This is a genomic window from Rothia sp. (in: high G+C Gram-positive bacteria) (assembly GCF_030540545.1).
GTDB lineage: Bacteria > Actinomycetota > Actinomycetes > Actinomycetales > Micrococcaceae > Rothia.
This window is the reverse complement of sequence record NZ_JAUNVZ010000002.1, coordinates 284,702-310,281: the sequence shown is the minus strand read 5'-3', so window position 1 is coordinate 310,281 and position 25,580 is coordinate 284,702. Positions and strand designations below refer to the sequence as shown.

At 56.5% G+C, this 25,580-nt stretch carries 23 protein-coding genes; 14 read left to right on the top strand and 9 right to left on the bottom strand.

Annotated features, from left to right (window positions below):
• Positions 1-201: 201 nt before the first annotated feature.
• From lipB to Q4P78_RS03045, 3 genes are all read left to right on the top strand, one after another.
• Positions 202-894 carry a lipoyl(octanoyl) transferase LipB gene (lipB, locus tag Q4P78_RS03055; RefSeq protein ID WP_303338845.1) on the top strand — a complete coding sequence of 231 codons (693 nt, stop codon included), beginning with the start codon at positions 202-204 and terminating at the stop codon, positions 892-894.
• Positions 895-1,183: 289 nt separating this feature from the next.
• A complete protein-coding gene (gene lipA, locus Q4P78_RS03050; protein ID WP_303338844.1) occupies positions 1,184-2,197 on the top strand; it encodes a lipoyl synthase in 1,014 nt (337 codons plus the stop codon).
• 179 nt (positions 2,198-2,376) lie between these two features.
• Complete coding sequence (locus Q4P78_RS03045) at positions 2,377-3,108, top strand: DUF4191 domain-containing protein (RefSeq protein WP_303338843.1); 732 nt, start codon at positions 2,377-2,379, stop codon at positions 3,106-3,108.
• 98 nt (positions 3,109-3,206) lie between these two features.
• Here Q4P78_RS03045 and Q4P78_RS03040 read toward each other — a convergent pair whose 3' ends face one another.
• The gene (locus tag Q4P78_RS03040; protein ID WP_303338842.1) at positions 3,207-3,569 is read right to left on the bottom strand and encodes an RDD family protein; all 363 of its coding nucleotides are present in this window, start codon (positions 3,567-3,569) and stop codon (positions 3,207-3,209) included.
• Positions 3,570-4,002: 433 nt separating this feature from the next.
• On the opposite strand from Q4P78_RS03040, the gene glnA reads away from it, so the two are divergent.
• Both glnA and Q4P78_RS03030 read left to right on the top strand, forming a co-directional pair.
• Positions 4,003-5,436 carry a type I glutamate--ammonia ligase gene (glnA, locus tag Q4P78_RS03035; RefSeq protein WP_303338841.1) on the top strand — a complete coding sequence of 478 codons (1,434 nt, stop codon included), beginning with the start codon at positions 4,003-4,005 and terminating at the stop codon, positions 5,434-5,436.
• Positions 5,437-5,648: 212 nt separating this feature from the next.
• On the top strand, positions 5,649-6,671 hold the full coding sequence (locus Q4P78_RS03030) for an alpha/beta hydrolase (protein WP_303338840.1): 1,023 nt from the start codon (positions 5,649-5,651) through the stop codon (positions 6,669-6,671).
• A gap of 149 nt (positions 6,672-6,820) precedes the next feature.
• On the opposite strand, the gene Q4P78_RS03025 is transcribed toward Q4P78_RS03030, so the two are convergent.
• Complete coding sequence (locus Q4P78_RS03025; RefSeq protein WP_303338839.1) at positions 6,821-7,768, bottom strand: M48 family metallopeptidase; 948 nt, start codon at positions 7,766-7,768, stop codon at positions 6,821-6,823.
• A gap of 220 nt (positions 7,769-7,988) precedes the next feature.
• Between Q4P78_RS03025 and budA the strand changes: the two genes are divergently transcribed.
• Both budA and Q4P78_RS03015 read left to right on the top strand, forming a co-directional pair.
• Positions 7,989-8,738: an acetolactate decarboxylase gene (budA, locus tag Q4P78_RS03020; protein ID WP_303338838.1), complete on the top strand. Its 750-nt coding sequence runs from the start codon at positions 7,989-7,991 to the stop codon at positions 8,736-8,738.
• A 480-nt stretch (positions 8,739-9,218) separates the two neighbouring features.
• A complete protein-coding gene (locus Q4P78_RS03015; RefSeq protein ID WP_303338837.1) occupies positions 9,219-9,884 on the top strand; it encodes a TetR/AcrR family transcriptional regulator in 666 nt (221 codons plus the stop codon).
• Positions 9,885-10,172: 288 nt separating this feature from the next.
• Here the strand turns inward: Q4P78_RS03015 and Q4P78_RS03010 are convergent, their stop codons facing one another.
• Complete coding sequence (locus tag Q4P78_RS03010) at positions 10,173-10,601, bottom strand: HIT family protein (RefSeq protein WP_303338836.1); 429 nt, start codon at positions 10,599-10,601, stop codon at positions 10,173-10,175.
• An 18-nt stretch (positions 10,602-10,619) separates the two neighbouring features.
• Entirely contained in the window at positions 10,620-11,279 is a 660-nt protein-coding gene (locus tag Q4P78_RS03005; protein ID WP_303338835.1) for an MBL fold metallo-hydrolase, read from the bottom strand.
• 281 nt (positions 11,280-11,560) lie between these two features.
• Between Q4P78_RS03005 and Q4P78_RS03000 the strand changes: the two genes are divergently transcribed.
• Positions 11,561-11,998, top strand: a complete 438-nt coding sequence (locus Q4P78_RS03000; RefSeq protein ID WP_303338834.1) for a Fur family transcriptional regulator — start codon at positions 11,561-11,563, stop codon at positions 11,996-11,998.
• A gap of 117 nt (positions 11,999-12,115) precedes the next feature.
• Here Q4P78_RS03000 and Q4P78_RS02995 read toward each other — a convergent pair whose 3' ends face one another.
• The 5 genes from Q4P78_RS02995 to Q4P78_RS02975 all read right to left on the bottom strand — a co-directional run bounded on the left by Q4P78_RS02995 (position 12,116) and on the right by Q4P78_RS02975 (position 17,728).
• Complete coding sequence (locus Q4P78_RS02995) at positions 12,116-13,024, bottom strand: metal ABC transporter permease (protein WP_303338833.1); 909 nt, start codon at positions 13,022-13,024, stop codon at positions 12,116-12,118.
• Positions 13,021-13,926 carry a metal ABC transporter ATP-binding protein gene (locus tag Q4P78_RS02990; protein ID WP_303338832.1) on the bottom strand — a complete coding sequence of 302 codons (906 nt, stop codon included), beginning with the start codon at positions 13,924-13,926 and terminating at the stop codon, positions 13,021-13,023. The genes Q4P78_RS02995 and Q4P78_RS02990 overlap by 4 nt, the downstream gene beginning before the upstream one ends.
• Complete coding sequence (locus Q4P78_RS02985; protein WP_303338831.1) at positions 13,927-14,901, bottom strand: metal ABC transporter substrate-binding protein; 975 nt, start codon at positions 14,899-14,901, stop codon at positions 13,927-13,929. It lies immediately after the preceding gene.
• Positions 14,902-15,323: 422 nt separating this feature from the next.
• On the bottom strand, positions 15,324-16,388 hold the full coding sequence (locus Q4P78_RS02980) for a hemolysin family protein (protein ID WP_303338830.1): 1,065 nt from the start codon (positions 16,386-16,388) through the stop codon (positions 15,324-15,326).
• Positions 16,385-17,728, bottom strand: a complete 1,344-nt coding sequence (locus Q4P78_RS02975) for a hemolysin family protein (protein WP_303338829.1) — start codon at positions 17,726-17,728, stop codon at positions 16,385-16,387. Before Q4P78_RS02975 ends, Q4P78_RS02980 begins: the two co-directional genes overlap by 4 nt.
• A 364-nt stretch (positions 17,729-18,092) precedes the next feature.
• Between Q4P78_RS02975 and Q4P78_RS02970 the strand changes: the two genes are divergently transcribed.
• The 6 genes from Q4P78_RS02970 to rsrA all read left to right on the top strand — a co-directional run bounded on the left by Q4P78_RS02970 (position 18,093) and on the right by rsrA (position 25,442).
• Positions 18,093-21,788: a multifunctional oxoglutarate decarboxylase/oxoglutarate dehydrogenase thiamine pyrophosphate-binding subunit/dihydrolipoyllysine-residue succinyltransferase subunit gene (locus Q4P78_RS02970; RefSeq protein WP_303338828.1), complete on the top strand. Its 3,696-nt coding sequence runs from the start codon at positions 18,093-18,095 to the stop codon at positions 21,786-21,788.
• A 246-nt stretch (positions 21,789-22,034) separates the two neighbouring features.
• Positions 22,035-22,634, top strand: coding sequence for a GDSL-type esterase/lipase family protein (locus Q4P78_RS02965; RefSeq protein WP_303338827.1), 600 nt, complete (start codon positions 22,035-22,037; stop codon positions 22,632-22,634).
• 127 nt (positions 22,635-22,761) lie between these two features.
• Complete coding sequence (locus Q4P78_RS02960; protein ID WP_303338826.1) at positions 22,762-23,988, top strand: aminoacyltransferase; 1,227 nt, start codon at positions 22,762-22,764, stop codon at positions 23,986-23,988.
• A 156-nt stretch (positions 23,989-24,144) separates the two neighbouring features.
• A complete protein-coding gene (locus Q4P78_RS02955; RefSeq protein ID WP_303338825.1) occupies positions 24,145-24,279 on the top strand; it encodes a hypothetical protein in 135 nt (44 codons plus the stop codon).
• 162 nt (positions 24,280-24,441) lie between these two features.
• Positions 24,442-25,062, top strand: a complete 621-nt coding sequence (locus Q4P78_RS02950) for a sigma-70 family RNA polymerase sigma factor (RefSeq protein WP_303338824.1) — start codon at positions 24,442-24,444, stop codon at positions 25,060-25,062.
• A gap of 56 nt (positions 25,063-25,118) precedes the next feature.
• Positions 25,119-25,442: a mycothiol system anti-sigma-R factor gene (rsrA, locus tag Q4P78_RS02945; protein WP_303338823.1), complete on the top strand. Its 324-nt coding sequence runs from the start codon at positions 25,119-25,121 to the stop codon at positions 25,440-25,442.
• Positions 25,443-25,580: the final 138 nt, after the last annotated feature.

Below are 25,580 nucleotides of genomic sequence, written 5' to 3'. Positions count from 1 at the left end.
TGAGCATATAGAGTCATTTACTGTCTAAATGACATGAAACTTACTGAAATATATCGTTATATATCGCTTGATAATCATAATTCATGTGGATAACTCCCCTATCCACAGGCTCGGACACGCACCGCATTCTATATGACGAACTCTGTTCACTGTGGACAAAGAGATTTTTGTAGATACAGGCTACAGGTCTAAGGTAGTAGTATGTCTGTCATCATTGAGAAGCTGGGCTTCGCGCCCACCTATGTACCCTATCTCGAGGCACTGGAGCTGCAGCGTACCATTCACGCTGAAGTTGCCGCACAAACCCGCCAGAACACCATCCTGCTATTGGAACACGAAGCCGTCATTACCGCCGGCAAGCGCACCGAAGACCACGAATACCCCACCGACGATAAAACCCCCGTGGTCAAGATCGACCGAGGCGGCAAGCTCACCTGGCACGGCCCCGGCCAGTTGGTTGGCTACCCCATTGTTCGTCTGCCCGAAGACCCCTTTGACGTGGTTGCCTACGTGCGCATTATTGAAGAGATCCTCATGAATGTGCTCGCAGATTACGGCATTAAGGGCGAGCGCGTTGAGGGTCGCAGCGGCGTGTGGGTGCTCGGCGACGGCATCACCCCGGATAAGAAGATTGCCGCTATCGGTATTCGCGTGTCCAAGCGAACCACTATGCACGGTTTCGCCCTGAACTGCTCCAATGATTTGAATCCCTTCTCGCAGTTTATTCCCTGCGGTATTACCGATGCGGGCGTGACTAGCATGAGCGAGCAGCTGGGTCGCACCATTAACCCTGCAGATGTGGTGGAACGCGTGGCTGCTGAGCTGGAGAAGTATGCCGATAAACTGGGTAAGGTTTTTGAGCCCGGCGAAGCTATTGCGGTGATTGAGGACTAAATTCTTTGTATCCAGCGTTATAGAGGGTGTGACTCTGTACTGGAGTACCCTAAGAGAACTAGCTGTTGTGTGGACTCTAACTAAGGTTGTCCTTGGGATAAAGGTTTATGCACTACCCTAGTCAGAGCCACAAAACCCGCGTACACTAGGCAACGGAACCTTGAGCAACCACGCTCTGAGCGTACCGCACGCCCTGCGCTTAATTATGACGACCGGGATAGAACCCCGGGCGTACAATAAGAGAAGCCCATGCATACCGAGGGCCCATCGAGACGAATAGGATGTTTTCATGAGTGCAAAGCCTGAAGGCCGCAAACTACTGCGCGTCGAGGCTCGCAACGCCGAAGTACCCATCGAGAAGAAGCCGCACTGGATTAAGACCAAGGCTATCGTGGGTCCGGAATACAACGAGATGCGTGAACTGGCACGTGGCCAGGGTCTGCATACCGTGTGTGAAGAAGCCGGCTGCCCCAATATTTACGAATGCTGGGAAGACCGCGAAGCAACCTACCTGATCGGTGGTTCCGAGTGTACCCGCCGCTGCGACTTCTGCAATATTGCTACCGGTAAGCCCGTTGCCGTGGATTACGCTGAGCCTTTTAAGGTCGCTAAGAACGTGAAGGTTATGGGTCTGCGCTACGCAACCGTGACCGGCGTGGCTCGTGACGATCTGGAAGACGGCGGCGCATGGCTCTACGCTGAGACCACCCGCCAGATTCACAAGATGTGCCCCAACACCGGTGTGGAGATGCTCGTACCCGACTTCAAGGGTGTTCCCGAGCATGTTCAGAAGGTGATTGACGCAAAGCCTGAGGTTTTTGCGCATAACCTGGAGACCGTGCCGCGCATCTTCCGTCAGATTCGCCCCGCGTTCCGCTATGAGCGTTCCTTGGATGTTATTACCCAGGCAAAGGAAGCTGGTCTAGTGACCAAGTCCAACCTGATTCTGGGTATGGGCGAGACCAATGATGAGATTTACGAGGCGCTGTGCGATCTGCACGATGCCGGTACCGATATCATTACCCTGACGCAGTACCTGCGCCCCGGCCCGCTCTTCCACCCCATTGAGCGTTGGGTTAAGCCTCAGGAATTCCTGGAGCTGTCTAAGCTGGCTGAGGAGATTGGCTTCGCCGGTGTTATGGCTGGCCCCATGGTTCGTTCCTCCTACCGTGCAGGTCGCCTCTGGGCTCGCGCGATGAAGAAGAACGGCTACGAGATTCCCGCTTCTCTGGCTCACATTGCTGAGGAATCCAATAGCCCGGCGATGCAGGAAGCTGCAACTCTGGTTGCTGCAGGCCTCTAAAAATTGGGCAGAGCGTCTGTCCCGGCAAAGGTCGGGACAGACGCTCTTTTTCTCCACTCCTACGCCCCTATTTTCTAGGTGAGCGGGGCATGTGTGGGTTATGATAGATAGTTGGTACCCGTGTGTGTTTTGTGCCCGGGTACCTATCCCCTGTTCATATTTGATTTCAAGGACATACCGTGGCTGAAAAGAAGCAGAAGAAGGAACGCCGTCCGGGCACTTTCTCCCAGATTAAGCAGGTCTACCGCGAGACCAAGAAGCAGGACCCGAACATTGGTTGGATTCTACTCCTGGCATCCCTGGGCACCCTGCTCGTATCCCTTGTGATTGGTGTGCTGCTGGGCAACTGGATTACCTTCCTGATTCTGGGTCTGGGCCTGGCTGCTATTGTTGCCATGCTGATTCTGGGCCGCCGCGCCCGCACCGCAGCCTACGCGCAGATTGAGGATCAGCCCGGCCGTTCCGGTGCTGTGCTGAACTCCATTCGCCGTGGCTGGATTGTGGAGGAGCAGCCCGTTGCCGCGAACCGCGCTCAGGATGTTGTGTTCCGCGCCGTGGGTAAGCCCGGTATTGTACTGGTGACCGAGGGCCCCTGGTCTCGCGTGAAGCCGCTGGTTGAGAAGGAGAAGAAGAACCTGCGCATTGTGACCCCGAATGTGCCCGTTCACGTGATTCAGACCGGTCACGATGAGGGTCAGGTGGATCTGAAGGATCTGGAGAAGACCATGAAAGGTCTGACCAAGGTCATGAAGGAGCAGGGTAAGGATATTCGCCTGACCAATGAGGAAATGCATAAGGTTTCTCAGCGTCTGCAGACCATGAACAATATGCGTAACCCCATGCGCGCTATGCCCAAGGGTATTGACCCGATGCGTGCTCGCCCGGATCGTCGCGCTATGCGAGGCCGCTAAACCTTCTAGAATTTACGTAAAGCCCCGGTGTCATCGTTGAGATGACACCGGGGCTTTGCTCTGCGCTTTTGTCTGTATGCGCACTGCAAGAGGCACCCTTAGCGCGTACGTAACACAATAGTTTGGCAGGCTCGATCGTGCACGGCGCGGGTATCTACATCCAGCACGAGCGCCGGCAGCACGCACATGGTCATGCTCGCGCGCATCACGCCATTGGCCCAGCCGGGGCGCTGACCTTGCAGGGTTTGTACTCGAATTCCTATGAGGATCGCGCCAAAGCTATGCCCGGTACTTCCTGCAATCATTTGGTACACCCAGAAGAGCAATAGGGTGGTTAGAATATCCGGAATGGGCGCGAAGAAAAGCACGAGCGTGTGGCAGAGAGCAGCATCGGCGCTAAAGCTCAGGGCACGGGAAAATGGGCTTGCAATGGAGCCCCGCCCGTGCCGGGGCAATCCCATGTATTCTCCGGGATAGCTCTGATGTCGTAGCTGTTCGCCCAGCCATGAGCCGAGCCGATGAGGGAACGCCATGGGAGCCATTATGGCAGAGAAAAACCTTCAAATCTAGAGGTCTATACCACTATTGCTAAGGATTTCCTTCCCTTAGTTTCTGGGTCTTATAGTCCTTATCTTTTCCTCGTCTTTACATTGTTGAGCAGCAGCACCGATTCCTGCTATTTGGTGTTTCTTGATGCCCACCCTAGCTATTCTTCTCTCCCGATCCCGGCGCTCATGTAAAAAAGCTTCGGGGATTTTTAACAAATCTGCAACATAAAAGCACCACGCGGCGAGAGCAAAAGCCGTAGACTAGATAGTGATACAGCGTTCATTGCTTCGCGAACGGGGCGAGCGGTGTATCCACTTTAGAATCTAACTTAGGGAGCCATCCACTATGTTTACCGCAGACACTACCGCAGCCGACGTGCTGTCCTACATCAAGGACGAAGAGGTCGTCTTTGTCGACATTCGCTTCACCGACCTTCCCGGCGTGCAGCAGCACTTCAACCTTCCCGCCAAGGCAATTGATGAGGACTTCTTCATCAACGGTCAGCTTTTCGATGGCTCCTCCATCCGCGGTTTCCAGGGCATCGCGGAATCCGATATGCAGCTGATTCCTTCCATCGAATCCGCATACATTGACCCCTTCCGTATTGAGAAGACCCTGGTCTTCATCTGCTCCATCGTCAACCCCCGCACCGGTGAGCCCTACCACCGCGACCCGCGCGGCGTGGCAGAGCGTGCCGAAGAGTACCTGGCATCCACCGGTATTGCGGACACCGCGTTCTTCGCCTCCGAGGCTGAGTTCTTCGTCTTCGAGGATGTGCGCTACCAGGTAGAGCCCAACTCCGTGTTCTACACAATCGACTCCGACGAGGCTCCCTGGAACACCGGCCGCAAGGAAGAGGGCGGCAACCTGGGTAATAAGACCCCCGTCAAGGGAGGCTACTTCCCTGTCTCCCCCGTGGATAAGCAGGCTGATTTGCGCGACGCCATGTGCGTTGAGCTGGACCGCGTGGGTCTGGAAGTTGAGCGCAGCCACCACGAGGTGGGCGCAGCCGGCCAGGCAGAAATCAACTACAAGTTCGACACCCTGACCAAGGCAGCGGATGACCTGCTGAAGTTCAAGTACGTTATTAAGGGCACCGCTGACGCCTGGGGTAAGAGCGTGACCTTCATGCCCAAGCCCGTGTTCGGCGATAACGGTTCCGGTATGCACTGCCACCAGTCCCTGTGGTCCAATGGTGAGCCCCTGTTCTACGATGAGCGCGGCTACGCAAACCTCTCCGATCTGGCGCGCTGGTACATTGGTGGTCTGATTGAGCACTCCTCTGCTGTGCTGGCATTCACCAACCCGACCGTGAACTCCTATAAGCGTCTGGTGCCCGGTTACGAGGCTCCCGTGAACATGGTGTACTCGCAGGGTAACCGCTCCGCTGGTATCCGTATCCCGATTACCGGCACCAACCCCAAGGCTAAGCGCTTGGAGTTCCGCGCGCCCGACCCCAGCGCGAACCCCTACTTCGCTTTCGCCGCTCAGCTGATGGCTGGTCTGGACGGTATCCGCAACCGCATTGAGCCGCCCGCACCGATTGATAAGGACCTGTACGAGCTGCCCGCTGAGGAAGCCAAGGACATTAAGAAGGCTCCGGCAAACCTGGAGGAGGCTCTGGAGGCTTTGGAAGCAGACCACAAGTTCCTGCTCGAAGGTGGTGTGTTCACCGAGGATCTGATCCAGGCGTGGATTGACTACAAGCGTAAGAACGAGCTGGAGCCCCTGTCTCTGGTTCCGCACCCGCTGGAATACCAGCTGTACTACGGCGTCTAATCCGTACAATAACTGCATAAAAATCGTGGGCCGTCCCTCATGAGTAGGGGCGGCCCACTATGTTTCTATTCTCTTTAGAAAAGCGTGGCGAGGCTGCGCACTATCCGCGTACCAACCGCCCTTTCATGCAGGCATCCTACCGATAAATCTATACGCTGTACGGGGAGTATAATGACCACAACTATATATCTATCCCGGATGTGGAGAGCCTCATGTCTTATTCCGAATCTGTTGACACCCGCACCTTCGAGATTTACCCCCAGATTAATGCCCGTAAGGTTCGTTTTACCAACCGTTACGGTATTGAGCTGGTGGGCGATCTTTACCTGCCAGAGGGCTTTGAACAGGCTGCTCCCGCGTCTTGCATCGCTATTGTTGTCTCGGGCGCTTTCGGTGCCGTCAAGGAACAGACCAGTGGCTTCCATGCGCAGGAGCTAGCAGCCCGCGGTTTTGTGACTCTGGCCTTTGACCCGTCCTTTACGGGCGAAAGTGGTGGGGCATCTCGAGATATTGCTTCCCCGGAAATCTTTACCGAGGATTTTAGTGCCGCTGTTGACTTTATGGGAACTCTCCCCCAAGTCAACCGCGAAGCAATCGCTGCTCTGGGTATTTGCGGTCTGAGCGGCATGGCGTTAACCGCAGCCAGCGTTGACCCACGTATTAAAGCTGTGGCAGTCACCGCTATGTACGATATGTCCCGCAGCATTGCCGACGGTTTTATGGATAGCTACAGTGATGAGCAACGCCGCCAGGTGCTTGACTACCTGGCTGCACAGCGCTGGGCGATGGTTGATTCCGGTGACGTTGCTTTTGGCCCTCACGAAATGATTTTTGATGAGTCCGGTACCATACATCCGGAGATGTTTGGTCTGCCCAAGCCTGAGCAGCTACCCGCTGAGGCTCCCGAGATGCTCAAGCGTTTTGCCTGGTACTACCGTGACGCTGCAGAGCACCCTCGTTCGGTGAATTCTACGACCGGCTGGGTGTCCACTACTCCTCTACCGTTCTTTGCATTCCCTCAGTACCGCCGTTTGGCTGCGATTTCTCCCCGTCCGGTTCTTTTTATTACCGGTGAGAATGCTCATTCCCGTTATTATTCTGAGGATGCATACGCTATGACTGCTGAACCTAAGGAACTCATTGTAGTTCCCGATGCCGATCATGTAAGCCTCTACTACGATAAGAATCTGATTCCTTTCGATACTTTGGCGTCTTTCTACCGCCGCCTGGTATGACTTTTTCCCGGGTACTATACAGAAACCCCTTGAGGGGTCTTTCCTCAAGGGGTACGGTTTCTACGTGTCGAATTCGGCCAGTGAGCTCACGCGAGAGCTTATTGAATTTATGGGTCAGCGTTTGGAACAGGCCGAGTATCGCAGCTTTTTTAGCGGCTAAATGGGTGCTGCGTGCGGGCGCTATTTTTGATCAGGCGCGCATTGGCTTGCCAGCCGGGAATGTAGAAGTATTTGAAAAAGAGCCAGATGAATAGGGCGCAGCACGCTACACCGAATCCGAATCCCATGATTCCCTGAACAAAAGCCCCGGGCGCACCCTCACCGTATTGTTTATAGTGGCTTTGAATGAATGAGCCGGGCATGGTCAGCGGTGCGAAGAGCATGGGGATCACGAAGATAGCGTAGAGTACGGCTGCCCAGTGTTTGGGCCAGGAGAAGCGGCGTTTGCGGGTGCTTTCGGCTGCTTGTACCAGGTAGGCGTAGTCTGTCTGCTGTTGGGCGGTGGCTTCGAAGAGGGAGCTGGATGCGCCGGTGAGCACACGCAGGGCGGTTTCAGCGTTTTCTTTGCTAGTGTAGATCCAGCCTTCTTTGTAGGGGCGGGCCAGGGAGCGCGCCTGTTGCAGGTCGTTATCCAGGCTGGTGGCGACGATGCTGCGGTGTACATTGCCCAGCCCGCTGTCTGCGCCGAAGAATTCTGCGCCTTTGAGTGCTTCTTTTTGGGCTTCGTCGATGCGTCCTGCAGCGTTGAGGGCTGCGGTGAGGGCGCTGATATAGCGGGGTTCGAGAGGGTCGAGGTTTTTAAGCTGGGTGTAGAGCTCAATGGCGCGGTTATTATTGCCCATCTGCTGCGCGATCTCTGCTTCGAGTTCCAGCAGGTCGGTGTTGGTGGCGTCTTTGGTGCTGGCTGCGTGCGCGTAGGTGTAGGCAGCTTCCAGCTGTCCGAGGTTTTGGTGGGCGCGTGCCAGGCCGGTGAGGGCCAGCAGGTTGCCGGGGTCGAGTTTGTTCAGGTCGGTGGCTGCGTGGTGCAGGTTGAGCCAATCGCGACTGATCAGGTGGGTGCGGATGCTGTTTTCAAGCTCGGTGATGTTCTCTGCCATGGCTTTGCCTTTCCTGAATGAGTATGTGGTTTTAGCATATCAGCGTGTTGGGTGTCCCTGCGCCCCGATTCGTCATTTCTGCTGGGGTGTATAGCGCGGTGTATATCATTGCGTGAGATAAATGCGTTTCTAGGCTATGGACGCCGGGTGCACGGGCGTACAATAAGCCTAGATTGTGCATTAGTTCAGCGCCACAAGCGCCAAGTTCAAGGAGCATGCCATGGCATACCAGCCGACCATTATGAACGGCGAAACCGTTTTCCGTAACGAAGTTTTCCAGACCGGGCTCATGTCCCAGCTGCTGGACGGCGTATATGACGGCGAAATGACTATTGGCGAGTTGCTCAGCCACGGCAACTTTGGCGTGGGTACCTTCAACGGCCTGGACGGTGAAATGGTGGTGCTGGACGGCGTGTGCTATCAGGTGCGTAGCGACGGCTCGGTATCCCTACCCGCGCTGACCGATCAGACCCCCTACGCTGTGGTTACGAACTTTGTGCCCATGATTCACCGCGAGCTGCCTCAGAATCTGCTGCGTAAGTCGGCTTCGCAGGTGCTGGATGATTTCACCGTGTCGAAGAACTATATGTACGCGGTAAAGATTTACGGTGAGTTTGAGTGGGTGCGAACCCGCACCGTGGAGAAGCAGGTCAAGCCCTACCCGAAGATGGTGGCGGCGACCGAGAATGAGGATATTGTCCAGTTCGATAATGTGACCGGTACTGTGGTGGGTTTCCGCACCCCGATTTACGAGCAGGGTATTTCGGTGCCCGGCTGCCATGCGCATTTTATTGATGATGAGCGTACTCGCGGCGGTCATGTGGTGGATTTCAAGCTCAAGTCTGCCGTGGTGGATATTTGTCCCGGCACCGGACTGCAGCTGCATCTGCCGCTGACCCCGGAGTTCTCTTCGGCAAATCTCTCCCCGGAGGATTTGGCGGAGCAGATTTCTAAGGCGGAGAAGCACTAATACTCTCTGCTCTGTCTATGGGGTGGATGCGCCGCTTGGATGCATGAAAGCCTCGGTGATGCCCGATCTGAGGGGTCGCACGGACTCTTTCGGTCGGGCATTATTACATACCAAATAGCATGTTTTTACATAGTTCCATATATCTATTAGACGTATGGTTTTTTTATACACTACGACCTTTATCTACCCTTGAAGTATCCAGCCCCCTAGAGGGAGTTCTTCAACAAGCAACCTCCTAGGTTTACTTTTCGCGCGAGATACCAGAAGTTTCAAGTAGCACAGCTCACAGTTTTTTTGACGTCACGGATCCACAATCAACACCTTTGAATAAATTTTCTTAGCTTATACAGGCTATCAAAATACGCAAAAAACCCTCTGAGTAGGGGTTTTAAGGATTTTTGGGTCAAAATTTTCTGTCCGTTTTATGAACAGAGCCTAACCTGAGATTATTTTTATGCAATTAAAGCGTAGAATTAAGGTGTGATCAGGATTGAAGCAGAGCGTAAGAAGGTAGGCCGTCCGGCGCTTGTGACCCGTGAACGGCTGGTTGATAAGGGTATCGAGATTACCCTACCCAAGCTGACCATGAAGGGCATGGCGGCTGCACTGGGCGTGAGCGAAATGTCGGTATTCCGCAATGTCGGCAACTTGGAGAACCTCTATCTCACGGTTGCCGAAGGCATTTGTGAGCGCATGGAGCTGCCCGACCCGACCGAGTTCACCACTCCCCGCGAGTACTTGCACCGACTCTCGGAGGATCTGCTGGCTCAGAACGTACGCTACCCCGGTATCGCGGCGTATCTTTCTCATCTCACCCCGCAGTCCCTCTCGGCATTTGAGCTGATGGATCGCCTCTCCTCCGCCTATGCTCAGCACTTTGGCTGGGATTTGGGCGCTGCGAGCGCGGCGGTGAATACCATTACGGGCACGGTTGTTGCTCTGAGCGCGCAGTTCGCTCCGGAGGCTTCCACCCGTTTGACTGTTCTGCAGGTGGATGAGGAACGCTTCCCGGCGCTTGTTGCGGGTTCTGTTTTCTTGAAGGCTCGTCCGGAGTACCAGGTTTCCTCCTTTAGCCTAACTATTGAGGCTCTCATGGACGGCGTGTTCTCACGCCTGGGATACTCCCCCGAGGGTCTAGCTCTCTAAAAGCATATAGCACATGGGAGGGACGGTTATGTAACCGTCCCTCCCATGTGCTATACCGTTTTCACCGTGAAAGCGTCACATCTATACCTCTTAGACATTCCTGGAAGTACCCAGCCCGGCTCTATCACTCATGTGCTCCCGCTAAGACTCTGTTGCAAAGCGGCTCCAGTTTTAGGGGCAACACGAGACAAACCTTCCAGACACTCCGCAGAATTCATGGTCCTCCCGGCTTTTCCAGACCTTCGTACAATATCGTGCATAGCCCCAAACAGCCCGGTGAGCTACAAACTAAGCCTCCGGAACGAATTCGCCGTAACCCAGCTCGCGCAGAGCATCACGCACCTTCTGTGCAGACTCATCCAGCTCTTCGGCGGTAGCATTCTTATTGGCATTAGCGGGGTTGTACTCCTCCATGCCATTAGCCGGGAAGAGGTGAATATGAGTGTGCGGCACATCGAAACCGGCAATCATCAGCGCCACGCGGTCACGGTCAAAGGCACGATCCAGTGCGCCGGAAATCTTATGGGCCACGCTAAAGAGATGAGCGGCAAGCTCAGCGGGCAGATCCGGCCAGCGGTCAATCTCAGCACGCGGAACCACCAGCAGATGGCCGGGAGAGGCGGGCATAATATCCATAAATGCCACGCATTCATCGTCTTTCCAGACGAAACGGCCGGGGATTTCACCCTCAATAATCTTGGTAAAAATGGAGCTCATTCTTCTCTCCTTCGCTCTCTAGAGCTCTACGCTCTGGCCAATGTCAAGGTGTTCAAACGCAGAACCGTACTTGGCACCAAATAGGGTCACCAGGTTCTCAATAATGGCGGTGCCGCGCTCATTAATCATGCCGTTATGAATCGGGTGCACACGCTCCGCCCCCACAGCAATCACAAAATCAATGACTTCCTGAATCTTGCCCCAGGGTGCGTGAATGGGCACCAGCACCACGGGAGCCTTAACGCCGTGAGGCACCACCAGGGAGTCGCCCGGGTGATATACCGTGCCATTAATCAGGTATCCAATATTGGCGAGCATAGGGATCAGCGGGTGAATGAGGGCGTGCTGACCGCCAAAGGTCTTAATCTCAAAACCAGGGATATTCAGCACTGAGTCAGCCTCTACGGCGGTGACCTGTGCTTCCGGCACGGCATCGGTAATTACCTGTGCAACGGCGCCAGGCGCCCAAATGCGCAACTCAGGGCGCTGAGCGATCAGGGGCAGCACACGCTCGGCGTCAAAATGGTCGGGGTGAGCGTGAGTAATCAGCAGGTACTCGGCGCCTTCTAGAGCGGCGGCGTGCTCGCCCTCGGGCGCAAAATTACCGGGGTCAATGACCAGCGCGTGACCTTCATTGTCCACGCGCACGCAGGAATGGGTGTATTTTGTCAGCTTCATATATCCATCATATCTGTCCCGCGCGCACAGGGTGTAGAGGCGCGCACGGATGTCCACAAGCGAACGGCATTTTTGCCGCCGGAGCGTAACTTCTCCCCCGGCGCGCCCCAAACTGCCGTTTAGCTTTCGCCTGGTGAGATTCATGCGACCTGGCTCTACAAAATTCGCATTTTTCGTGTAAAGTTTTCCCAAGAGATATGAACGAATACTAAGGTGGCTGCACGCCGCCCCTGCCGGAAGGTAACCCAGTGGTCGATACGAACATACCCATTCGCAAAATTGTGAAGCATGCAACGGCACGCAATACCCGTCAGCGTCGATTGATCAAGTCCACCATGGCTGAACTGGGAGATTTCATCTCGGCACAGGACCTGCACCTGAACCTGGCGCAGCGCCAGGAGTCCATCTCCCTGGCAACCACCTACCGTGTACTCCAGTCCCTGGCAACCAGCGGCGAACTGGACATGGTCAAGGGCATTGAGGGCGAGACCCTCTACCGCCATTGTCAGGCAACCACTCACCACCATCACCTGATTTGCCGTCGCTGCGGCAAGGCAGTTGAGCTGGAGGCTCCGGCTCTGGAAGAGTGGGCAACCGAAATGGGCGAAAAGTACGGCTACTCCGACCTGTCCCATATGCTGGAAGTGACCGGTCACTGCCCCGAGTGCACCGCTTACCTGCGCGAGAACGAACCGCAGATTACCTACGAATACCAGTAGGATATAGAACCTATAGATAATCCGCCCTCTCCCCTAGTGTGGGGAGAGGGCGGATTATTTCTTGTGGAGCAGCAGGCGGGGTCAAGGATGCGCCCGCTTGGCTTATCCCTCGCGACTTTAGGAGACTCGTACCACGCGCCCCGAAGCGCTATAACGGCGACGGTACCAGGCAATACCGCGGCAGACCAGATAAATCATAAAGGAAATCGTAGTCACATAGGGGCTAATCGGCAGGGAACCGGCAAGAGCCAGCAAAATACCGCCCACAATCGAAGCTTCCGCAAAAATCACCGACAGAATCAAAGCCTTCAGCGGGGAAGCCGTCACCTGTAGCGCCGCAGCGCTAGGAGTAATCAGCAAAGCCAGCACCAGCAGGGAGCCAACCACCTGCACCGACAGCGCCACCGCAATACCCAGCACCACCATAAAGGCAATGGATAGACCGCGCATGGGCACGCCCTTGGCGGCTGCCACCTCCGGATCCAGGGAAGCGAAAGAGAGCGGGCGCCACATGAGCGCCAGAGCACCAATAATCACCACGGCACCCACAATCATGGTACCTAGCTGGTCGCTATCAATGGAGACAATCTGGCCGGTCAGCAGCGAGAACTTATTGGCGCTACGGCCCTGATAGAGGGAAAGAAAGAGAATACCCAGACCCAGGCCAAAAGGCATGAGCGCACCGATGACCGAGTTCGATTCGTCCTTCTGCGCCGAGCCAATAAAAGCAATCAGCAGAGCCGAAAGAACCGATCCGACCATGGAGCCTGTGACCACGTCATAGCCCAGCAGCAGAGCCAGGGCGGCACCGGCAAAGGACATCTCGGAGATACCGTGCACCGCAAAGGCATGGTCGCGCATCATGACAAACATGCCCACAAAACCGCCGATCAAGCCCAGCACAGCACCTGCAAGAATGGAATTGCTGAGCATGGCGAGCAACTCGCCGTAGCGGTCAAAGACGAAAATACGGGAGAGTAGATCCCCCTGGGAGCCGGTGCTTGCCAGCATATGTACTGCGTTCATCGGGTCTCCTTCGGGGTCTGTACCGTACTCTGAGCGCTACCACCCTGCCCGGGAATGACCAGGCTGTGGGCGCCGTGCGTATTATAGTCGCGGCTCTCGGCGTGGCAGTGATCGCTCGGATGAGTATCGCCCACCACAATATAGCGGTCATTGGTCTCAATCACGCTAATGGGTGTGCCGTACACCGCCGAAAGGGTCCGGTCATTCATAACCTCGGGTACCGAGCCCACAGTAAAACGACCGTTCGCCAGGTACAGCACGCGATCTACATGCTCAATAATGGGGTTAATTTCGTGGGTCACGAAAACCACTGAGACCCCGCGCTCACGATTGAAACGGTGAATCAAATCGGCAACAGCGTATTGGTGGTTTAGATCCAGAGAGAGCAGAGCCTCATCGGCGAGCAGAATCTTCGGGTCATTTGCCAGAGCCTGCGCCACACGCAGGCGCTGCTGCTCACCACCGGAGAGCAGACCCACCGGAACATTGGCGTAGTCACTAGCACCCACTGCCTCCAGCAGTTCATCTACCTTGGTGCGGTAGGCTCGGGTTTGGAATCTAAAGCCCCACTTATGGCCGTCAATACCCAGTCCCACCAGATCGCGGGCACGCATGGGGGTGGAGGCAGAAATCGCTTTCTGCTGCGGAATATAGCCCACGCCGGGGTGCCCGGTGCGTGCCGGGGATCCGAGCACGGAAATCTCGCCGGAGTTCAGGCGGGTTAGACCCAGCACAACCTTCAGAAAGGTGGATTTACCGCTACCGTTCGGTCCCAGAACGGCAAAGTATTCGCCCTGGCCGACCGTCAGGTTTAGGTCCTGCCAGAGGGTGCGCTCGCCAAATGCGAGGCTACCCCCGCGAATGGAAATCGCGGGGGTATCTATCGTGTGTTCAGCGCTCACTTAGGATAGTGCCTTCTTCAGATTATTAACATTGGTCTTCATCCAGGAGACGTAGCCGATGGATTCGGGCAGGGTTTCGGTGAAGGAAACATTCGCCACGCCCGCCTTTTTGGCTTCGTTGAGGACTTCCTTGGTCTGGTTGGTGGCGGTCTGCTCGTTGTAGGCGACCAGCTGCACCTTCTTTTCGCTCACCAGATCCTTGGTTTCTTTGAGCACCAGGGCGGGTACGTCCTGCTCGGCTTCGACTGCTTCAGCGAATTCTTCCGGGGTGGCGTTTTCCGCGCCGGTTGTGCTGATGAGGTAGTCGGGCACGGGCTCGGTGCTCAGGTACTTCTTGCCGGAGGCGTTGATTGCCTTGGCGTCCTTGGAGATGGTGTCCAGCTCTTCGTCAAATTTCTTGGCGTTGGAGCGGTAGGTCTCGGCGTTGGCGGAGTCAATGGACGCCAAGTCTTCAGCGATCTTATCGGCGGTCTTCTTCATGGAGTCCATGTCGTACCAGATGTGCTCGTTGAATTCGTGGGCGTGTTCGTGACCGGCATGGTCACCGCTTTCGTGGCTGTGACCCTTGGCGTGGTCTTCGACCAGATGCTTGTAGTCGGCGTCGGAGAGCTTACCGCTTTCCTTCACTGCGTTGACGACCTTCTGGTTGGGATTGTCCTTGCCCGCCATATCTTCCAGGAAGAGGTCGTAGCCGCCACCGTTAATAACGACCAGCTGGGCGTCCTTGGTCTTGAGGCGGTCCGCGCTGGTTGCTTCGTAGGAGTGCGGATCCTGGCTGGTGGAGGCGATAATCGCGGTGACCTCTACCTTGTCGCCGCCGACCTGTTTGGCGATATCCGCGTAGACGTCGGTTGCCGCCACGATTTTAATGGTTCCGTTGGAGCCGCTGGAGCTGGTCGGTGCGGAGCAGCCGCTCAGCGCCAGGGACGCTGCGGCAAGCACGCTGAGCGCGCCGGTGAATGCTTTAATGCGCATGGGAACCACTTTTCTTTTCGCGTTTATCGGGCTTGAGTTTCCAGCATAATTCTTTTGATAATCTTTTTCAATCTGCGGGGCGAATATAAATCAGCGCTGACCGACTGATAGCGACCCACTTTCCTTGATTTTCCAAGGATTTTGGGGTACTCAACAGAATTTTTCGGGGTTGGCGTAATATATTAACACTTTGATAGGAGCTACTATTTTCTCACCCTGCCATCGCAATAAATATAAAGATATTTTTATATAAAGGATTCTTGATATTTATTTTTAGCGTACCCTTAGCCCTCCGCAGCCGTTCTCTCCCCTACCGGCACCCTGCATGGCAACACGGCCCCACAAGAAGAAATATAGAAAACCGCCCCACCACTGACCAGCAGTAGCGGGGCGGTTTCATTCAGTTCAGACCCAGAAGAAGCCTAGGCACGCGAGCGCACACGACGCTGAGTCGTATCGCGAATCTCGCCCACCAGCTCCTCAATAACGTCCTCCATAAAGACAATGCCTTCGGAAGAACCCTTTTCATCCACCACGTGCAGCAGGTGCGCACGGCGGCGCTGCATCAGGTCCAGGGCGTCATCAATATCAATGGTTTTCAGCGCACTGGGTAGCGGTCGCAGAGCGTGCCACCCAAAGGGCTTATCGGCACGCTCGGCGGGCACATTCAGAGCGTCTTTCAGGTGCAGATATCCCAGGTAGACATCGTGCTCATCCACAATAATGAATCGGGAGTAGCCGGTGCGCGCCACGGCGTGCTCCAACTGAGCGGGGGTGCAGCCAAAGGGCAGGGTCTGCACTCGATCGCGCGGCACGGTAATTTCGGCGATGTCCTTTTCGGTAAATTCCAGGGCGCCCGCCACCACTCCGGCATCATCTTCCACGGTACCTTCTGCGGTGGATTGAGCCACAATGGTTTGCAGCTCGCCCAGGGTAAAGCTGGATGCCACTTCATCCTTGGGTTCAATGCGCATCCAGCCCAGCACCATATTTGCCATACCGTTCAGCAAGGCGACTACGGGGGCAAAGACCTTGGAGACGGCAACCAGGGCGGGCACAATCCAGAGAGCTACGCCTCGTGCCGCCAGGGTCACGGCGGCATTTTTGGGCACCATTTCGCCAAAGATGACGTGCAGATAGGTCACCAGCAGCAGGGTCAGCGCAAAGGCGAGAATATCCACCACGGCGTGCGGCAGACCAATAGCTTCTAGCGGGTGACCGATCATATGGTGCAGTGCCGGTTCGGAGACATTGAGAATCAGCAGGGAGCACAGGGTAATGCCCAGCTGGCAGGTGGCGAGCATGAGCGAGACGTTTTCCAGGGCGTAGAGCACGGTGCGCGCTCGGGCTGCTCGCGGGTGTCCTTCTTCTGCCAGGGGTTCGATTTGGGCGCGGCGGGTGGACATGATCGCGAATTCACCCGCGACAAAGAATGCGTTACCCGCCAGCAGGGCAAAGAGCAGGGCGATGGCTAGCCAGTCGTTCATGCGTTCTCCTTCTGCTCTGCACCGGTCTTCGTTTCGGCAGGTTCCTCTACGGGGGTGTAGCGAATGCGCTCCACGCGGCGGCCGTCCATGCTTTCTACGCGCAGCATGCCACCGGGTACGGGCAGCTCATCACCCACTGCGGGGATGCGTCCCAGACGCTCCATCATAAAGCCGCCCAGGGTTTCATAGGAGGGGTGTTCCTCAATGGTGATTCCCTCAATGGCGCGCATAATTTCATCGGGTCGCTGCAGACCGCTAAAGCCCCATTGGCCGTTGCTATAGTGCAGGGGCTGCTCGCTACGGCGGCTATCGTGTTCATCGGCAACTTCACCCACGATTTCTTCGACCAGATCTTCCAGGGTGACAATACCGGCGGTTCCACCGTATTCATCCAGCACCACGGCTAGCTGCAGGGCACCTTCTCGCAGCTGGGTGAGTAGGTCGTCCACGTGCAGGGTTTCGGGTACGCGCAGCACTTCCTGAGCCAGGGTTCCTGCTTGTAGGGTGGGTCGAATATCTGCAGGCACACCCACGGCACTCTTAATGTGTACCACGCCCACAATATTGTCGTGGTCCCCTGCGTAGAGGGGGAATCGGGAGTGACCGCTGGTGCGCGCGAGTTCCAGGATATCGCTCACGGGTGCGCTGTCTTCGCACATGACCACGCGGCCGCGGGGCGTCATTACTTCGGAGGCGGTTAGCTCGGCAAAGCTGAGGGTGCGGTCCACGAATTCCGCGGCGTCTTCATCCAGGGTTCCCTGGTCCACGGAGCGGCGCACCATGGCTGAAAGTTCTTCGGGGGTGCGGGCGGCGGAGAGTTCTTCGGTGGCTTCCATGCCGAATCGCCCCAGGATCCAGTTGGCGGAGCCGTTCATAAAGAGCACCACGGGTTTCATAACTCGGGTGAAACCCAGCTGTACGGGGGCAAGCTGGCGCGCTACTTTATAGGGTTCGGCAATGGCGATACCCTTAGGTACCAGTTCGCCCAGCAGCATGGAGAGCAGGGTTGCGATGGTCATGGAGAGCACCATGGTCAGCACATTAGCTACCGCGGGCGCCACGCCCAGGCCGGTGATTGCTCCGGCGGTGAGGGCGTTAATGGCGTAGTCCAGGGTGTATCCGGTGAGCAAGGTGGTGATGGTAATACCCACCTGGCAGCTGGAGAGCTGGGTTGAGAGTGTTTTCAGACAGGTGAGCACGGCGTTGGCGCGCGTGTCGCCTGAGTCTTTAGCGGCGATGACGCTGGATGTTTCCAGGGCAACGAGAGAGAATTCCACGGCGACGAAGAAGCCCGTGCCGAGGATGAGCAAAAGCCCGCAGGCTAGCAGGAGTAAGTCCATAGTGTTTCTATTTTAGCGCGCTATCTTCCGGGTTTTTGAGGGTGGCACTCCATCTATTTGACACCCGCGGCGTAGTGGCGAGTATACGGGTGTTGAACTTTGGCAAATTTTTCACGCCCGCGGGGGGCGGGTTAAGTGGAAAGTGTGCCCTAGGCTTCACTACACTAGAAGAGAAATATAGCTGCGCTATGCCTTCACCGGCTCTCTTCGGGGCTTTTAGCTTGTGCACCCCGGATAGTGACGGCGCCGGTAGCGCGTGGCTGGAATAATGTGCACCGCATTCCGCCCTTCGTTGAAGTGGGTTGTGCGTATCGGGTTCACCCGGTCTGTGCACGAATACATTCACTGAAGGAAGAGGCTGAAAGTGCCACAATTGCCAGACCACCTGGTACCTGAGGAATTCGCCGGTAACGAATGGTTCGTAGAGGAACAATACGACAAGTACCGGCAGGATCCGTCGTCGGTTGACCCTTCGTGGTTGCCGATTTTCGAATCCATTGATAAGGCATTGGCCGCTGACTCTGCTGCAGCGCCCGCGCCTGCTGCTCCCGCTGCGTCTGCGCCGACCGCTGTGGCGGCTCCCGCGCAGGCTCCGGCTCCGGCAGCTGCATCCGCTGCTGTGGCAGCACCTAAGCCCGAACCCGTCCCCACTGCATCCGCACCCAAGAGCAAGGTTGAACCCGTGGAAGAAGCTGTAGATAAGATCGTTCCGCTGCGTGGCCCCGCAAAGGCTATCGCATCCAATATGGAAGAGTCCCTGACTGTTCCCACCGCTACCACCGTGCGTGCGGTTCCGGCAAAGCTGCTGATTGAGAACCGTGCCGCTATTAACTCCTACTTGGCTCGCACCCGCGGTGGCAAGGTTTCCTTCACTCACCTGATTGGTTACGCGGTTATTCGCGCCCTGGGCGAGATGCCCTCCATGAACGTCACCTACGGCCTGGATGAAAAGGGTAAGCCCGTTGCTATTCACAATGCACACGTGAACTTCGGTCTGGCTATTGACCTGCCCCGCCCCGACGGCTCCCGCTCCCTGGTGGTTCCCAATATTAAGGCTGCCGAGACCCTGAGCTTTATCCAGTTCTGGGATGCATACAATGACATTGTTAAGCGCGGTCGCGATGGCAAGCTGGGCATGCCCGACTTCACCGGCACCACCGCGTCTCTGACCAACCCCGGCGGTATCGGTACCGTTCACTCCGTACCCCGCCTGTCCAAGGGCCAGGCTGTTATTGTCGGCGTGGGTGCACTGGAGTACCCGGCTGAGTTCCGCGGTGTCTCGGACAAGGTCATTAACGACAAGGCTATTTCTAAGATCATCACCCTGACCAGCACCTACGATCACCGTGTGATTCAGGGGGCAGGTTCCGGTGAGTTCCTCAAGCTGGTGGAGCACTACCTGCTCGGTGGCGACGGCTTCTACGACGCTATCTTCTCCGATCTGCGTATCCCCTTCGAGCCGGTTCGCTGGAGCCGTGACAACCAGCTGGATACCGAGGTTGAGGTTTCCAAGGTTGCTCGCATTCAACAGCTGATTCACGCTTACCGCGTGCACGGTCACCTGGCTGCTCAGACCTCTCCCCTGGCTTCTCAGGTGCTCTCCAACCCGGATCTGCAGATTGAGAACTACGGTCTGACCCTGTGGGATCTGGACCGTGTCTGGCCCACCGGCGGTTTCGGTGGCAAGGAGCGCCTGCCCCTGCGCACCATCCTGGAGCTGCTGCGTGAGGCATACTCCGGCACCCTGGCTGTTGAGTACATGTACATTCAGGATCCCGAGGTGCGCGCTTGGTTCCAGCAGAAGCTGGAGAACGGCTACTCCAAGCCCTCTCACGATGAGCTGCTGCGCGTACTCAAGAAGCTGGTTCAGGCTGAGGCATTCGAGCACTTCCTGCAGACCAAGTACTTGGGTCAAAAGCGCTTCTCCCTGGAGGGTGGCGAGTCCCTGATCCCGCTGCTGGACGCTATTATCGGCGAGGCAGCGAATAAGGACCTGAACGGTGTTGCTATTGGTATGGCACACCGTGGCCGTCTGAACGTTCTGACCAATATTGCGGGCAAGTCCTACGGCCAGATCTTCCGCGAGTTCAACGGCACCGCTGTTCCCGGCGAGGTCGAGGGCTCGGGCGATGTGAAGTACCACCTGGGCACCGAGGGCGTGTACACCGGCGATAGCGGCAAGCAGACCCAGGTCTACCTGGCTGCTAACCCCTCACACTTGGAGACCGTCAACACCGTGCTGGAGGGTATTGTCCGCGCTAAGCAGGATACCCTGGCAAAGCAGGGCGTAACCGGTCACCCGGTTCTGCCCATCCTGGTTCACGGTGATGCTGCATTCGCAGGTCAGGGTATCGTCATGGAGACCCTGCAGATGGCGGGTCTGAAGGCATACACCACCGGTGGCACCGTACACATTGTGGTCAACAACCAGATTGGTTTCACCACCCTGCCCGATGACGGCCGTACCGCTACCTACTCCAGCGATATTGCACGTATGACCAAGGCTCCCGTGCTGCACGTAAACGGCGATGACCCGGAGGCAGTGGTTCGCGCCGGTCTGCTGGCGTTCGAGTACCGCGAGCGCTTCGGCAAGGACGTTGTTATTGACCTGGTCTGCTACCGCCGTCGCGGTCACAACGAGGCGGATGACCCCTCGATGACTCAGCCGACCATGTACCAGATCATCGACAACCTGCCCTCGACCCGCACCCAGTACGCTTCTGCTCTGGTTGGTCGCGGCGATATCACCCAGGCTGAGGCTGATGAGACCCTGAACCAGTTCCACAGCGAACTGGATGAGATGTTCACCCAGGTTCAGGCTGAGGGTGCGGCTCCGGCAGCGGCTAATATTGCCGGCCTTGAGCTGCCCGCCGCTCAGCAGAACAACCAGGTTGTTCACTCCGGTAACACCGCTATCTCCGTTGAGACCCTGCAGCACATTGCTAATGCATTCGGTCAGGCTCCCGAGGGCTTCACCGTCCATAAGAAGCTGCAGAAGCTGCTGGATCAGCGCGTTGAGATGGGCACCAAGGGCAATATCAACTGGGGTATGGGCGAACTGCTGGCATTCGGCTCCCTGCTGATGGAGGGCACCAATGTCCGTATGACCGGTCAGGATGTTCAGCGCGGTACCTTCGTTCAGCGCCACGCTGTGCTGCACGACCATGAGACCGACGCCGAGTGGTCGCCTCTGCAGCACCTGGCACCCGAGCAGGGCTCCCTGGAGATTTACAACTCCTTCCTCTCCGAGTACGGTGTGCTGGGCTTCGAGTACGGTTACTCCGTTGAGCGCCCCGAGGACCTGGTCATCTGGGAGGCACAGTTCGGTGACTTCGCCAACGGTGCTCAGACCGTGATCGATGAGTACATTTCCTCCTCCGAGCAGAAGTGGGGTCAGAACTCTTCGCTGGTCATGCTGTTGCCTCACGGTTACGAGGGTCAGGGCCCGGATCACTCCTCGGCTCGTATGGAACGCTACCTGCAGCTGTGCGCTGAGAACAATATGACCGTGGCTGTTCCCTCTACCCCGGCGAACCACTTCCACCTGCTGCGCCGTCACAGCCAGCAGCGTCCGTTCAAGCCGCTGGTGGTTATTAGCCCCAAGCAGCTGCTGCGTCTGAAAGCTGCTGCTTCCAGCGTTGAGGACTTCACTCAGGGTGGTTTCCAGAAGGTTATTGGTGACCGTTCCGGTGTGAACCCCGCGAATGTTCAGCGCGTGGTCTTCGTGTCCGGTCGCCTGTACTACGATCTGGAAGCTGAGCGCGCTAAGCGTGGCGACAGCACCACTGCGATTGTCAGCGTTGAGCAGCTCTACCCGCTGCCCGAGGCTGAGATCAAGGAGCAGCTGGCTCTGTACTCCAACGCTCGCGATATTGTGTGGGCTCAGGATGAGCCGGCTAACCAGGGTCAGTGGCCGTTCATGGCTGTGAACCTGCTGCCGCTGCTGGATCGTCCGGTGCGCCTGGCTTCCCGCCCTGCCGCTGCATCTCCCGCAGCAGGTACCGGTAAGCTGCACGCGGCTCAGGCTGCCGAGCTGATCGCTAAGGTTTTTGAGGGCTAATCCCTAGAGAGGGCTCTCTAGCCTTATGGCTCAAACCCGGGTTTTGTTTCCCTATTGGGGAGGCGAAACCCGGGTTTTTGCTATATTTTTTGGTGCTCTTTGTCTTTTTTTGGGCTAAATGGTGCGCGGGCATCTCTTTTTGGCGATATGCTAGATAGTAAGGACACCCGCGTCCGTGCTGTGGTGTGCCTTCCGAACCGGAAGGTACGAGGCGGTCGCGCACAAACTCAAGTAAGAAAGATTTCCGTGGAGCAACGCAATATTCGACTTGTCGCTGTTGGTGATGATCTGCTCGCCGGTGTGGGCGATCCGCGTACTTTGGGCTGGTTTGGTCGCGTTATGGCGCGTACCCCTCAGCACGTGGCGCAGATTTCTGCGTACAATCTGGCCGCACCCAATGAGGGCACCGAGCAGCTGAACGCTCGCTGGTTTGATGAGGCTCGTCGCCGTTTCCAGCCCGGTGCTGAGAACCGTCTGGTGATTGCGCCCTCGACCTTTGATATTGATTTGGGTCTGACGAGCGCTCGTTCTCGCCTGAACCTGGCTAATATGGTGGATATGGCGTCTCAGAACAATATTAAGGTTCTGGTTGTTGGCCCGCCCCCGAGCCTGGATGCTGAACGTAACCGCCGTATCGCTGACCTTTCGGCTGCCTACGCCGATGTGGTCACTCGCCGTAACCACGTATATGTTGATACTTTCAACCCGCTGCTGCATCACGAGCAGTGGCGCAATGATTTGGCGACGAATGACGGTCGTCCGGGTCAGTCCGGTTACGGTCTGATGGCGTGGCTAGTGTTGCACCGCGGCTGGTATTCCTGGCTGAATCTTCCCGAGCAGGCGTAAGTTTAGCGCTCTGCACGCTACTTTTTCTATGTTGAGAGGGTGGGGCTCATGAACCTCGCCCTCTTGACGTTTTAAGCTGATTCTCTATCGTTTTCCCTCTATATTCCGGTGATGGGTGGAAGGTTTTATGTCTATTCGTATTCTTGATGCCGCGCAATTTGCTGATTTGACTGCTCGCGTGAGCTCCGGCAGCTATTCTCAGAGTGAGCAGATGGTTTCGCTGCTGCTCAGCCGCGGCTATACGGTCTACCGTGCCGGTTATGAGGCTGACGGTGCCGTGCAGGTTGGCGCTGTGGTCTACACTCTGCCCATGTTTGGTGGTGAGCGTTGGGAGGTGCACACCGGTCCGCTGTACACCGATGAGCGTTACCTGGACGGTTTCTACCGCGCCCTGGCTGCTTTTGCCACGTCCAAGGGCGCCCTGGAGCTGGTTGTTCGCCCCAATACCAGCTACCGCCTCTACGATTCCAATGGTGAGCCCACCTCCGAGCCTCGCCAGGATATTATTGATCGTCTGGTGGCAGCCGGCTATGTACACGGCGGGTTGAGCACCGGTTACACCAATGGCTACGGCGACTGGCGCTATGTCAAGGATCTGAGCGGTATTGAAACCCGTGCTCAGCTGTTGAAGTCCTTCTCCAAGCGCGGTAAGCCCCTAGTGAAGAAAGCTAATACTTTCGGTATTAAGCTGCGTGCTCTGGGCCGCGATGAGCTACATATTTTCAAGCAGATTACCGAGGCAACCTCGGATCGTCGTGAGTATGAGGATAAGACTCTGGAGTACTACCAGAAGTTCTACGATGCCTTCGGCGAGGCGGCGGAGTTCATGGTCACCTCCCTGAATTTCCACGAGTACGCACAGAATCTTAAGGAGAGCCAGGCAAAGCTGGCGGAGAAGATCGCTAAGCTGGAGGAGCGTGCAGCTAAGGGTAAGAAGTCCGGTGAGCTCAATGAGCTACGCGATCAGTACAAGACCTTTGATGTGCGTCTGGAAGAAGCGCAGGAGTTTATCTCCCGCTATGGCGACCAGGATGTGATTCTTTCCGGTAGCCTCTTTGTGTACGCACCGCACGAGACCGTGTACCTCTTTAGCGGCTCCTACCCCGAGTTCAACCGCTTCTACGCCCCCGCTCTATTGCAGGAGCACGTGATGATGAAGTCCATTGAGCGCGGCGTCCCCTTCTATAACTTCCTGGGTATTACCGGTCAGTTCGACGGTTCGGACGGTGTGCTGCGTTTCAAGCAGAACTTTGACGGCTACGTGATCCAGCTGCCGGGTGCTTTCACTTACTACCCGAGCCCGCTGAAGTACCGCGTGATTTCCCTGGTGAAGAAGGTTCTGGGTCGATCCTAGGCTCTTTGCTCTCGGGCATTCACGGCTCGTATCGGGGCGGAAGGCAGAAGTATTTTCGGGCTAAGTTTAGTCAGAACCTGCTTTTAAGATGCATTCACGCCCCAGATATGAAACAATGGAAGGCGTTGCCTATACGTTTCGCGCTTTTGCGCGTGTATGGGTTTGGATAGGGGTAACCTTTCGCGGGTTACCTATCGGTTATATAAGGAGGCTCTCATGAGCAAGCGCGGTCGTAAGCGCAAGGACCGTCGTAAGGGCGGCGCAAACCACGGTAAGCGCCCCAACGCATAAGGCACCTTGCATGCTGAAGTTTAAACCCCGGTTCACTGCTTGTGAAGCGGGGTTTAAACATTCACGGGAATAATCCCCGTTGACCATTCGTTATATCCTCTGAACCGACGGCACGCGCCCCGGTTCACTAATCGACAGCCGTTTTGGCGGAAGAAGAGTGTCATGTCCCAAGAGAGTGGTGCACTATCTTCGCGTGAACTGCGCGAGGCTTTTACACGCGATGCCATGCAATACGTGGATCAGCTCTACGCTGCTGCCCTGCGGATGAGCCGCAACCCTGCCGACGCCCAGGACCTGGTGCAGGAAACCTACCTGAAGGCTTTTGCCGCCTACCACCAGTACCAGCAGGGTACGAATCTGAAGGCGTGGCTCTACCGCATTCTGACCAATACCTATATCAATGTTTACCGCAAGCGCCAGCGCGAACCGCAGCAGGCCAATACGGAGCAGGTGGAGGATTGGCAGCTTGCAGCGGCGGGCAATCATGATGCGGTGGGTCTTCGTTCCGCCGAGACCGAGGCTCTAGCGTCCATGCCCGACTCTGAGGTTAAGGATGCTTTGGAGTCCCTGCCCGAAGATTTCCGCATGGTGGTCTACTACTCCGATGTTGAGGGCTTTGCTTATAAGGACATTGCCCAGATGCTGGAGATTCCGCTGGGCACGGTCATGTCTCGGCTGCACCGCGGCCGCCGCATTCTGCGCGAGCGCCTGGCGGATTATGCGCGTGAGAACGGCTTGCGCCCCTCGACGGTGGATGCCAAGGTCGCATCCTCCCGCCGTTAGCTCACAGGCTTTTCAAGGATTTAACGATAAAAGAACGTACAACGGAAGGATATATCGTGGTTGCAGATAACCAGCAGCAGGACATTCCCCTGCTGAGCGATACGATGTCCCATGAGCACCCTGAGCATGAGGATTGCTTGGCGGCTCACCCCTGCGAGAAGACCCTGCAGCGCCTGTGGGAATACCTGGATAATGCGCTGAGCCCCGAGGATGTTGAGCAGGTACGTGAGCATTTGGCGAAGTGCTCCGAATGCGATCAGCAACGCGAGTTGGAGCAGCTGGTGCGCGATAAGGTCCGTTCTTCTTGCGCGGAGAGCGCTCCTGAGGAGCTGAAGGCTTCTTTGCTGGAGCATATTGAAAAGTTCTGCGCTGCTGCCTAAAAAGGCAACGCTATAGACGCGTGTAGAGTGCGCTCGGTGGTTTCTTTCCGCCGGGCGCGCTCTTTTTATGTGCCTGTTCTCCTCCTATGAGCGTTGACAGGCTAAAATAGGAAGGTAGTGTTCAGTGACATAAGGATA